Consider the following 12463-nt stretch of genomic DNA (forward strand, 5'->3'; position numbering starts at 1 on the left):
CTGTCTACGTAATAAATTCTATTTCGTCGAAGTGAAATTCACCAGTTCGGCAAAATTGAGGAAATTTCATCAGCTGTGACAAGGAGGGAGAGATTCGATATCCTTTTTTTGATGTTCAATGACTTTCCAGAGGCCGAGATGATGGCGAAGAAAAAAACTGCTTCCACTTCAGACGACGAGATGGAATTTTCAATTGGGCTCCCTGCTGAGATGGATAAGGAAGTCATCACTGCAAGGAAAGCTGGCGGCCTGACCGATCTCGACATGTCGATCTCTCCCAGATCGAACACGCCCGCGATTGCGTTGCGCAACCTTGCCAAAGCGATGAACATTGCATTGAAAGTTGACTTCATTGAGACCGAACTGGATCGGATTTATAAGGTTGCTCGCGTGCACAAGGGGCAACTGAATTTGATTCACAAAGACTATATTGGCTTGGGCGACGGACTGTTTGCGTCGGTCGGGAAAACGATCCGGTCGTTCAGGCTCACTGTCAAAGGTCCCGATGCTGGATCGCTTGAAGGGGAAGAATGGATCGCCAAGCATGGAGAGTCCAGCCTCAGCGGTATCATCAATCTTGTCGGACGCAAACTCGACTTATTACAAGAGTTTGAGGACAAGGTCCCGCACTACGTTGAACAGACGCTGGACCGGTTGGAAGCCAAGCGAATCATTACTGACTGGCATCGCAATGAATGGAAAATCGAAACCACCACCATCGGCCTCGACGTGTTGATGACGCCGGTTCTGGAAGATACTGGCTCTTGAAAACGAAGCGACTGTCTCGAACACGCTTGTGTTTTGCCTACACTTCGTCTGTTCACATTCAAACAACTCCCAGCTTGAAGATGATCCACTTCGATGGAGACACCTGACACGAACCTCGATCAAGCGAATGATGTTGAAGCAGGCATGCGTCAGCGTGCGTGGGGGCAGCACATCACCGCTTTTGTGTTTGTGTTGATTCTCGGTTTCTTTCTCGCTTTCTGGCTGAGTCGTCCATCGCAACTGTCACAACTTCCGGCCGATCGCCTGCAGTCCCTGAACCAAGGGTGGGTTGATGAAAAACGTTGTGCGGAGTGTCACGAACAGGCTGAAACTTTCTGGGAGACCGGACATGCTCGAACGCTACTTCCGGTCACTGATGCAGATTCGCTAAATCTTCTGAAGCAGATGAATTCATTTCTTGAGTCACAGGGAACGCCGACGTCGCTGCACTTCGATGACGAGACAGTGTTAGCTGTGCATGAGCGGGATGGGAGTACCAGCCAGATTCGGCTCGACTGGTGTTTCGGTTCAGGTGAACATGCCCGGACCTGGGTCGGAACATTAACCGACAGTAATGGAGCAACGGATGAGGTTGAATTTCGCTGGTCCTGGTATCATGACATTGATGGCTTCGACATCACTCCAGGACAACAGAAGCAAGCAGGTTCAGGATATTTCGGCGGACTGGGGCTTCTGTTTGATGCTCCTAAGGCGCGAAAGTGTTTTGCTTGTCACAGCAGCTACCTTCCTGTTGAATCAGGCAAAATCCAGACTTCTAAGTTGCACGCAGGAGTAACATGCCAGCGCTGTCATGGTCCTCGCCAGGCACATGTTGAATCTGAAGGTGAAGTGACTGACCCATTCTGGAAGAATGCAACTCAACTCGAATCGATACATCGCTGTGCCGAGTGTCATCGCCGGGCTGAGGAGCAACCGGAGGCTGATGTTCACAAAGACAACGACAACATAGCTCGTTTTCAACCTGTCGGACTGGTGCAATCTCCATGCTTTCAAGGTTCTCAAATGACCTGTCTGACTTGCCATGACCCACACCTCACGTTGAAGGCACAAGATTCCCTGGGCATTTGGCAGTGCACGCAATGTCATGATGGGACAGAGTCGAAGCACGTTCTCTGTTCGGCGGGCCACGAAACTGGCTGCATCGACTGTCACATGCCGAAAGTCAAGATGGATAGTCCCCTGAAGTTTACCGATCACTGGATTCGCATTCGAAAAGAAAGCGAGTCATCACCATGAAATCGAACTCGTCGAGTCGGTATCGTTTTCTGAAACTCGCATTGATCTGCTTTTTGATTCTCCTCGGGCGAGAACCTGATTGGGGCACCGAATCAGTCAGTCTGATTCCACCTGTTTCAGATTGTCTTCTCTCACCAGAAAACGTATGGCAAGTTCCACTCGCATCTGCCGGAGTGGCGGATTTTTTGAACCATGTTCCCTATCTGCTCTTCGCAGCGTTGAGTGCGGTCGTGCTGGTCTCTTTGGTCGTGCGATTTTCTTCGAGTGTTGACCTGATCGCGATCTTGATTTTGGCAAGCCTCAGCGCAGCCATCTCCCCGCTCGATCTGTTGCCCATTTGCTGTCTGAGTTTGGTTTGTGCTATCAGAGATTCCGCTTGGCTCAAGAGTCGCTCGGCACTACGACTGACAGCCTTACTTTGCGTGGGATTCTTTGCGATTTTGGTGACTTTAGAGTTCAGCCTCGTGCTTCTCTTTCTAATCCTGATCCTCTGGAACGAAGAGGATGTCACTGTTCGCGGCGTGAGTCGAGCGGGAGCGATAATTCTCGCTTCGATTGTTCTGGCTGCGGGGTTCGGTCTTGCGTACTTCGTTCATCCGTCATTTTTTCATGTTGGATTGCGACCTGTCAGCTGGATGTGGATGCAAGTTCCGACAGAATTGATTCCGCGACTTCAGTCGCCGGTTGTTGTTCGCTCCCACTGGTTTTCTGTGGTGACCATGGTATTCGCTGGTGGGTTGCTGTGGTCTGCCCGATCTACTCAGTCAAAAAATCATCTGACCCAATTCCTGATACTCCTGTGCTTCGCTTTGGTCTCGCTGGCAAGTGTGCATTACTTCGTCCTCGCCTTGAGTTGTTTGGTGTTGCTGACACGGCCATATGTCGACAAGCTCAGTTTTCAATTTCCGCTGCGTGGAGTTGTTGCATGTACGCTGATCGGGGTCTTCGGATTTGCGATTTGGCAGACAGATAAACTGAGCCTGCTTGCTGGGGAACCTGCCCCGAAACTCGTCGATCCAACGCAATGGCAGACCGGCGGGAATGTCATTCTGATGAATCTCGACCATTCTTCAGACTGGAACGAGGGACCTGCCTCCGATCAGTTTCAACTTGTTCTCGACGAACGCTGGGATCTCTTCGGAGGAAAATATCACGACTATCTCGCAGTCTGTCGAGATCTCAAAGAGGTCCGCATCAACAGCTACTTAAGGACAGATTTGGAGTGGGGGGGGTACAAGCTTGTCATTGATGATTGGAACGCATCGATCCTTGTTGTCGAATCTCAAGAGCTTCTGGCAATTCGCGGGCTCAGTAATAGTCCTCATTGGAAACTGATGGGGATCGACGGAAAGCGAACGATTTTTGGCAACCAGGAAATTCCTGCGAACATCCCGCAACTCAAGCGAGCGGTTGAAACAATTCTGTTTCTGGAATGGCCCAAGCCTGGGGCAGAGATACAGCTCGATAAGACGATCGTCGCCAACACTGATCACGATGCCCGAATCGTCGCTAATGTGTTGTGTCTTACTCGCTTGCCGTACGCAGGCCTGCGTTTTATTCGGGACGACCACTCTGCTTCCGCAGAGAAGGTGAGAACTCGCTGCTTTTTGGAATTGGCTCATCGAGTCTATCGCCATTCCGGAGTCGGCTCGTGTCTCGACCAGTATCGAGCACTGGTCAGATTTCGAATTGGAGAAAAGAACGGAATTTGGTCGCCCGCAGAACTCGCTCAGATTGAGCAATCTCTGGAAGGGCTCGGCGTCACCTTGCAGGAAGAAGCGGCTGTCGTTTCAGAAGAGGCCGATTTCATCGAACAGATTCAACTTGCGATGCGTGCCGGCGATGAGCAGCTTTGCACCAGCCTGCTCGAGAAGCTGGAAGAGCCGGTGAAATCTTACTTTTCCTGTTTGGTCGACTCTCCCGCCATGGATGTGGAGGAGACGTTGACCTGCCTGAATCGAATTCTTCTCGAAGAACCGGATTTCCCCGCCGAGATCGCAGGGGATGCCTGGTTCTATTTGGGCTGTCTGGCATTAGAAACTGGCGAAACGGTTTCAGCAGCGGCAGCATTTCAGAAAAGCCAGGAGATCGCTCCGAGTTCAGCATTCCGCGAAATTCGGATGATCTATCTCCAGCAACTGGGACAGAAGTAGTGGCCAAGCGTTCATTGTTCCGGGTTTTTTCTGGTGGTATGTAGCAGATTCTTCAATATTGTGTTGAAAGTGTCCCCAGATTGGCATAAAAAGATGTTTATCAGTCAGTTCATTCGAAACGACTATTCATTCGACATATCAATTCTCGTCATGCTTCTACCCGTCATATCTAGGAGTATTGATTTTTATTTCTTCCCTTCTTGGAGGTCTCTATGACAAATTTTCTATCCATTCGTAAAAGATCCAAGGGGTTCACACTGATTGAACTTCTTGTCGTGATTGCAATCATCGCAATCCTGGTCGCCTTACTGCTTCCGGCTGTTCAGCAAGCCCGAGAAGCTGCCCGCAGGACACAGTGCCGGAACAATCTGAAACAACTTGGGATTGCCTTGCACAATTATCATGAAACTCATGGTGCCCTCCCCGGAAACGAAGTTGGGTGTATTCTCACCGAAGGTGGAGGAGCACGTAACTGCTGGGAAGGCTGGAGCGGATTGGCAATGATTTTGCCATTTATCGATCAAGCACCGCTGTACAATAAGCTGGACTTCAATCACTACTGGTATAACGGGTCTTCCACTGATCAAAGCCGAAGTGAGTACTGGGTCCGAAACTCGCAAATCCCTGCGTTCCTCTGTCCCTCTGATCCAGGAGCCGGGTCGAAAGCGAATTCATCAATGTCCGCATCGAGCTATTCTCTCTCTGCCGGACCCGTCACGACCTGGTCAATTAAACCACCTGTCGGACCGTTTTCGAGAGAGTCTTCCGTCAGATTTCGTGATGTCGTTGATGGGACAAGTAATACCATCATGGCTTCCGAAACACGCATTGGACGATGGAACAATGATGTGAAAGAGCCGTCACTCCGAGTTCCAACTGCTGGAGATCTGGCCAACGCGACTGGGACGCAGAATAGTCGAGCCTACGACACGCAGCAGGTGAATCTTGATCGAATCAGGACTTACCACGATGCTTGCAGAAACATCGGTGAAGGTCTGACAACTCGTATCAATGGTGAAGATGATCGTGCCAACAGGTTCTGGGCTTCTGGTCGAGTTCACTGGGGACCATGGTTCAATACGATGATGCCTCCGAACACGAAGTATAACTGTGATAACGACACGTCAGTCACAACGATGACAATCAAGAATGCTTCCAGCTACCACACAGGCGGAGTTCTTGTCTTGATGATGGACGGTTCGGTCGTGTTTGCTTCAGACAGTATCGATCACGGCGTTTGGGTCGGCTCCGGAACGATGAGTCGGGGTGAAGCAGTTTCAATCACTACGCAATAGTAGTTCTCACTTCCTATTTACGGTTCAGGTTGAGTTTACAAAACCTGAGCCGTATTTTTTTGACATGGTTTTGTAAAAAAGAAGGGTTAAAGATGTTGAAGTTTTTTAGGCCATTTCTGTTCTCTTGTGCTCTGGTGACTCTCGTCGCTGGCTGTGGAGGAGGAGCTCCGTCCGAAGATGTTGATGCTGGTGGTGTCGACAGTACGGAAGTCGTTGACGATGCAGAATTGGAAGCAGAAAAAGAGCTTGAATAGATTTAGGGAAAATCCAATCTTGATCTTTACGTTCTGCCTCGTGGCGAGCAGTCTATGAAGTCATGAAGGTGAACTTCACGGGCACGACAAGCATTGGAAATGCTCTATACGACTTTTCAACGGCATAGCTGAATTTATTCAACTATGCCGTTTTTTGTGTTTCAGGTGGTCAGTCAAGCCCTCCGGAAAGGCCGGAGAACGGTAGAGCCGTTTGCTCTACCGTGTGCCCGTGAAGAACGCATTTCTCTAGAACCAGTCCGAAAACCTCTGAAATAGGTGCTTTCCTCAACGTTTGAGAGAGCAATTTCACGTTTCAGGACCAGTTCTAGTAAAAATGCTGTTCGCCACGAGGCAGAGCCTGCAAACCAATTCGAAAGATGCTCTATTGTCCGGACGAAGCAATTTCCTGCCAGACTTCGTTTAATCGCTTTTCGGAAACTGTCATCGCTGTTCCCAGTTGTTGGGCAAACAGGGAAACCCGGAATTCTTCGATGAGGAAGCGGTACTGGACAAGTTGGGGGTGTGTTTTCGCAGCATTTCCAAATTGTTGACAAGCTTGTTTCCAGCGTTGCCAGTGCAGATTGATTTTCTTCTGGTGCATGCGATCTTTCTGGAAGCCGCCAGCGGTTGATTTGTCCCAGCGGATTTGCATCGCTTCGAAATACCGAGGGTACTGAGCGAGCCAGCCCATCGGAGGGTCGACCAGAAATCCAGGAGCGACAAGTTCATTCAACTGGTCACGCAGATCGTTTGCCAGAGGAGTCAGTGCCGGAGTACCGTTCGATTCTGTGATCCGGCGGACTGCGTGATATCGAGCAAAGAGTGGTTCAAGGAAGCGAGTCGAATCCTGAACTGCGACAGAGAGTTGATTTCGGGCCAGTTCCAGCTTCTGTTTCCATTGAGCCTCTGAGCGGGGCATCGACGTCTCTTTCCAAAGTGCAGCCTGTGCAATCATCCAGCCGAGGTGGCTTTGGAAATGTTTGCCATCAGGGAGTGCCCCCATCTGCATTGTTAACTGATTGATCCGCGGGAAGTGTCGAACCTGGTCGGTAAGGATTTTCTTGTCAGAGAGGAGAAACAAGCGGACAAGTCCTCGCTTTGTTTTCGCATGTGCATCAGCGAGAGATTCCGACAATCGTAGCGAGACAGAAGTCCCTTCGTCGACCAGCATGGGGAACGCAACCACTGTGATGCCGCCACGTTCCAGTTCGACTTGCTGCGGAAGCGTGCCAAAATTCCACGACGTGAGCCCCTCTTTCTTCCAGCGGTCATCGCTGACTCCCTGGACGACACTCGACGCCGTTCGCTGCGATTCGACTCGTAATTGTGCCAGGTCCCGCCCAGATGCAATCGTCTTTCCATTCTGGTCGACAACCCGGACGTTCATCTGCAAATGTGAAGGTAGCCGGGTTGTCTCGAATGAGGTCACCGGGACATGTTCGCCGGAAATTTCTCGCAGCTGAGCGGCCAGTTGATTGATCAAATTTCCTTGACCGTACGTGATTTTCTTCACGACATCCTTAGCGGTCTCTGGTGCAGGGACAAACAAAATTCGCAGCGACTTCGGGAGAGTTTTAATCAGGGCAGCAATTTTCTCTTCCAGAAGCCCCGGAACAAGCCAGGCGAGACTTTCAGGCGAAAGCTGATTTAAGCCTTCAGGGGGGATGGCAATGGTCACACCATCGTTTTCGGTTCCCGGTTGAAGATTGTATTCGACAGAAACCTGCATGGTCCCGATCTTCAACTTGTCAGGGAACTCAGATTGCTCTGGAGCGGATTGGTTTTCTTGTAAGAGGTCTTCTTTCGAAAGAAACAAAATCCGAGGCTGTTTGGCTTCAGCCTTCTTCCGCCATTTTTCAAAACGAGGACCATCAAACGCATCGGCAGGAAGCCGCTGATCATAAAATTCGACTTCCGCTTCTTCGCCTGCGAAATGGTGTCCATGACGCAACTTGGCCTGCCACTCTTCGAGTTCGTTTTTTAGATTCGTGTTGTGTTTTGCAAACTCTCCGGGTGATTCATACTTCCCTTCGATGAGCCCTTGCTGAATGAATTCGTCACGGCAATATTTCGGGTCGATGTGCCCGTAGCGTGCGCGGCGTCTGGGGACGATAGGCAGTCCGAAGAGCATGACCTTTTCCCAAGCCATGATACATGCACTTTTCTCATGCCAGTGCGGTTCGTTGTAATTGCGTTTGACAACATGTTCGGCGATGCGTTCAATCCAGCCGACTTGAACAGGTGCAACACACCGGGCATACCGTTTCGAAGTTTCCACAAGCTCAGCTGCCATGATCCACTTCGGTTTATTTCCGAAAGCGACCGATCCGGGCCAGACGAAGATTTTTTGACCACCAGCTCCGGTGTATTCGTGCGAGTCACCCCGCATCGCGACGTTGTGGAGTAAGCCGGCGAGGATGGCTCGGTGAATGGAATCCTCATTGTTGCGTCGGTCGGTCGGTTTGATCCCATGATCGATGACCATTTGTCGCAACTGGCGGTGTAAGTCTTTCCATTCTCGCATCCGATTGAACGACAGAAAGTTTTGCGCACAAGCTTTCCTTAACTTGCTCTGTGAAAGCTTGTTGTCCAGATCGGTGTAAAAGTCCCATAGCTTCAGGTATGAGAGGAAGTCAGACGATTCGTGTTGAAACTTTTCGTGGGCCTCGTCTGCAGCCTTTTGTTTCTCGATCGGGCGATCGCGTGGATCGCGAAGCTCCAGAGCTGAAGTAATGATGAGGACTTCTTCAACACATTGTTCATCTTCAGCCCCGAGAATCATGCGGGCGATTCGCGGATCGACCGGCAATCGCCCCATGGTCGATCCGACCTTGGTGAGGTTTTCATTCTCATCGATGGCTCCCAGTTCAAAAAGAGTCTTCAAGCCTGTTCGAATCGCTGAGGGAGCAGGTGGGTCGATGAAAGGGAAGTCTTCGAGCTTGCCCAGCTTCAAGGCTTTCATCTGGAGGATGACATTTGCCAGATTTGTTCGCTGAATCTCTGGTTGAGTGTATTCGTCTCGGTTCTTGAAGTCGGCTTCGGAATACAACCGGACACAAACTCCCGGAGCCACACGCCCACAGCGACCTTTGCGTTGATTCGCTGATGCTTGTGAGATCGCTTCTATTGGAAGTCGCTGAACTTGTGAGGTCGCCGAGAAGCGGCTGATGCGGGCCGTTCCGGGATCGACAACGTAAACAATCCCCGGAACCGTCAGCGAAGATTCTGCAACATTGGTTGCAATGACAATACGACGATGGTCGTGGGCTGCGAAGACCTTGTTTTGTTCTTTCTCCGAGAGTCGTCCGAAGAGGGGGACGATATCGGTTTTACGATTGTTGAAATCTCCAGCGAACTTCCGACCTCCGAGCACTTTGGCGGTCTCGCGAATATCACGTTCGGTCGGCATGAAGACGAGAATGTCTCCAGTCCCTTCTTCGGCAAGTTCTTCACAGGCATCGGCAGCTGCACGTTGCCAGTCGACTTCATCATCCTCTTCAACGGGTGGGCGATACCTCAATTCAACGGGAAATGTCCGACCGGAAACTTCAATGACCGGAGCAGGGGAGCCCTTCGTTCCAAAGAACTCTGCAAAACGTTCAGCGTCGATCGTCGCAGAAGTGATGATCATCTTCAGATCGGGGCGACGATGGAGGATTCGCTTTAAGTAGCCCATCAAAAAATCGATATTCAGCGACCGCTCATGAGCCTCGTCGATGATAATTGTATCGTACTGATCGAGAAATCGATCCGTTTGGGTTTCCGCTAGCAGAATTCCGTCGGTCATCAATTTGATGGAGGTCTTTGGCGAAGTGGAATCGGTAAAACGAATTTTGAAACCAACAAGTTCGCCAACGGGGCTCTTCAATTCCTCAGCGACTCTTGCCGCCACAGATCTCGCTGCGATCCGGCGAGGTTGAGTATGTCCAATGATGCCGTAGAGACCTCTTCCTGCTTCCAGGCAGATCTTGGGGAGTTGTGTCGACTTTCCTGAACCTGTTTCACCACAGATGACAACAACCTGATTGTCGAGAATCATTTTCCGGATTTCATCTCGACGAGCCGAAATCGGCAACTGGTCGTCGTAGATCGGCACGGGAATGGCCTTGCGGCGTGATTCGACTTTCCTCTCGGACTTTTCCAGGTCGCTGACGAGCTTGGCGAGACTTTGGTCAACCGGCTTGTTCTCTTTTTGCCGTTGTTGAATCGTTTCACAACTTCTGCGCAAGCGAAAACGGTCCCGGATCATCGTTTTTTTGATGCGGGTCTGCAGTTCTTCGAGGTTTTGGCTGTTTAATTGCTTCATTTGAGCGGGAGTTTAGCGGATCGACGAGAAAAATTCGCACACAACCAGAAGCAAGGCGAATGAATCAGGTTTGATGAAGAAAAAGTCATGAGAGAGAGGGAGCCCAATAGGTTCAGGCGTTCCCGAGAGAAATGCGAGATTCCGAGGTTCTTCAAAAGTGAAGTCCAGCACTCCCGAAGCGGTCAATTTATTAGAGATTTTTGTGGGGTGATTTCGAAAATGAGCTTACTTGCATGGATAGGTGTTAATGATAAGGTGGAGGGGTTAATATGAGGTGGTGAAAACTTTTTAATATTTTTTTATTTTTTTTGTTTCGGGTAGGTTGAATGTTTGACATGAGGGTGTAGGCGGTAGTAGATTTATAACAGTTATGAGGGTCATCGAGGGCGAGGGCATTAGGGTGTCATTCGTTTTTTTTCTTGATGATTAGGATGTCCTTTTTTTACGATTAGGGGGTTCTTATGAAGTTGGTCAAGAGAATTGGTTGTGCTTTTGCCGTACTGGCATGTGTGGCAATGTTGGATTCGACTGCATCTGCAGGGCATATTGAGCGGTTTACCGCCCCAGCATTTTATCGTGACATTAGCAATGGTGGGAACTTGGATGATCCTCACCCCGGAGAAGTTGATGTGAAAGTCAACACCAAAAGAGGAAAAGTGAACGTTAAGGGTAAGCGAGGAAATATCCGAAACAGCTCTGGTGGGAAGTATAATGCCAAGAATCTTCCTGGAGGAGCTTTTGGGTTCCCTCCGGCTACTGGAATCCGAGTTCACTACAAAGTCTCCGCTCGTGACAAAGACAACCAGCACGACGAAGAGGCCGAAATTAGAGGCGATAACTAGTTTTCGTCGATGAGGCTCTTCAGGGTCTTGTTGAAATCGTTGGGCCGTACACTTCTAGAAGTGTACGGCTTTTTTAAGTTGCGTCTTTGTTTTTTTAATGTCTCTAGCTGTTCATTCTCTGTTGGTTCATGTGGTAGTTTTTTTGTATTGCGGCGGGCTGTTTGCTTTGTTGTTGTTTAACGTATTGTTTGTTTTGATTTGATTTTTCGTTTTTTGCTCGTTTAGTGTTGAGTCAATGTTAACAACATGGTTGTTTGTGATTTGCACGGAGTGTTATCTGCCGGATTAGTTGTGGTTGTTTTTTATAAGGTGTAAAGGTGTTTATTGCACTTGTCTTTTAGTGCGGTTAACTGCAGGTTAATCGTCGAGGATTGTTTATTGAGTTTTAACTCGACGAATTGAAACCGGTTGCAGGTCATTGTAGGTCGAGGTTGGAATGACATTGCTCCGTGATTCAAGTTTCCTCTCGGGTTTTTCTGGATCGATGGCGAATCTGGCGGCTTTTTTGCCACCGTTAAATCGTACTGTTGAATCGTATTGCAATCTCTCCGCAATTGATTCCTGCTCAGGAGCCTTCGTCTGATCAGTACTTGATTTCGGCGCTTTGAAATTGTGAAGTGAGTAGCTTGGCTGCAAAATTAGCGAATCAGCGCGACGAATGAATCAGGTTCGAGTTGATGCGGTGAAGATAGGGCAAACAATGAGGGGAGAAACTCGACTAGAGCAGTTTGCTCTACCGTTTGCCCATGAAGAACGCATTTTTCTAGTAAAAATGCTGTTCTCCATGAGGCAGAATCTGCAAACCAATTCGAAAGATGCTCTAGTTCAATGTAGTTGGGTTCGGGGGAAGGGCCCACGTTCCAGTGGTCCTTTAGTTGTGCGGTCCAGATCGCTTAAAACTTGCCATTTTGTCGCGTCTTGCGTGAGCTTTCGTGAAAAAATGGTTATTTCCATGCTCGACGTAAGTAAAATTTCAAGGGTTTGGCGGGAAAATAAACAAATTTGTGATTTTTTATGTCAGAATTACATATTAGTTGAAGTGAATGTTTGACGTGGGCTGGGGGGGATGGTAGTTTTGTGATAGTTGAAGGGGTCATCAGGGGCGAGGGCAAAAGGGTGTGTTCGTTTTTCTTCTTGGTGACAGAATATCCGTTTTGGAAACAAAAGGAGGTTCTTATGAAGTTGGTCAAGGGAATTGGTTGTGCTTTCGCTGTGATGGCATGCGTGGCAATGTTGGACTCAACCGCATCTGCAGGGCATATCGTGCGAGTTACCGTGCCGGCCACTTATCGAGACATCGCCAGTAATGGGAACTTGTCAACGGGTCACGGTGGCAGTGTCGATGCGAAAATCAACACAAAGAGGGGAAAGGTTGTAGTTAAAGGGAAGCGAGGGAATATCCGAAACAGTTCTCGCGGCAGATACAACGCACGGAATCTGCCTGGAACAACCTTCGGCTTTCCACCAGCTGCTGGTATTCGCGTTCACTACAAAGTCAGTGCTGATGACAAAGACAATCAACACGACGAAGACGCAAAAATCAGAGGCAGAAACTAGTCTTTGCTGATGAGGCTCTTCAGAGTCTTGG

8 protein-coding genes are annotated in these 12463 nt (G+C 49.4%); 7 read left to right on the plus strand and 1 reads right to left on the minus strand.

Going from position 1 to position 12463, the window contains the following annotated elements; translation table 11 throughout:
- Positions 1-111: 111 nt before the first annotated feature.
- The 5 genes from ACN0YR_RS14575 (at position 112) to ACN0YR_RS14595 (ending at position 5727) form a co-directional block, all read left to right on the plus strand.
- Positions 112-768: a hypothetical protein gene (locus ACN0YR_RS14575; RefSeq protein ID WP_417849972.1), complete on the plus strand. Its 657-nt coding sequence runs from the start codon at positions 112-114 to the stop codon at positions 766-768.
- A gap of 93 nt (positions 769-861) precedes the next feature.
- A complete protein-coding gene (locus ACN0YR_RS14580; RefSeq protein ID WP_417849973.1) occupies positions 862-2025 on the plus strand; it encodes a multiheme c-type cytochrome in 1164 nt (387 codons plus the stop codon).
- On the plus strand, positions 2022-4178 hold the full coding sequence (locus ACN0YR_RS14585) for a tetratricopeptide repeat protein (RefSeq protein WP_417849974.1): 2157 nt from the start codon (positions 2022-2024) through the stop codon (positions 4176-4178). The genes ACN0YR_RS14580 and ACN0YR_RS14585 overlap by 4 nt, the downstream gene beginning before the upstream one ends.
- A 212-nt stretch (positions 4179-4390) precedes the next feature.
- Positions 4391-5473 (plus strand): DUF1559 domain-containing protein, encoded by a 1083-nt coding sequence (locus tag ACN0YR_RS14590; protein WP_417849975.1) that lies wholly within the window; start codon positions 4391-4393, stop codon positions 5471-5473.
- A 92-nt stretch (positions 5474-5565) separates the two neighbouring features.
- Positions 5566-5727, plus strand: coding sequence for a hypothetical protein (locus tag ACN0YR_RS14595; RefSeq protein ID WP_417849976.1), 162 nt, complete (start codon positions 5566-5568; stop codon positions 5725-5727).
- 382 nt (positions 5728-6109) lie between these two features.
- Here ACN0YR_RS14595 and hrpA read toward each other — a convergent pair whose 3' ends face one another.
- The gene (gene hrpA / locus ACN0YR_RS14600) at positions 6110-10033 is read right to left on the minus strand and encodes an ATP-dependent RNA helicase HrpA (protein ID WP_417849977.1); all 3924 of its coding nucleotides are present in this window, start codon (positions 10031-10033) and stop codon (positions 6110-6112) included.
- Positions 10034-10548: 515 nt separating this feature from the next.
- On the opposite strand from hrpA, the gene ACN0YR_RS14605 reads away from it, so the two are divergent.
- Positions 10549-10875: a hypothetical protein gene (locus tag ACN0YR_RS14605; RefSeq protein ID WP_417849978.1), complete on the plus strand. Its 327-nt coding sequence runs from the start codon at positions 10549-10551 to the stop codon at positions 10873-10875.
- 1176 nt (positions 10876-12051) lie between these two features.
- Positions 12052-12432 (plus strand): hypothetical protein, encoded by a 381-nt coding sequence (locus tag ACN0YR_RS14610; protein WP_417849979.1) that lies wholly within the window; start codon positions 12052-12054, stop codon positions 12430-12432.
- The last annotated feature ends 31 nt before the right edge of the window (positions 12433-12463 follow it).

The organism is Thalassoglobus sp. (assembly GCF_048270125.1).
GTDB lineage: Bacteria > Planctomycetota > Planctomycetia > Planctomycetales > Planctomycetaceae > Thalassoglobus.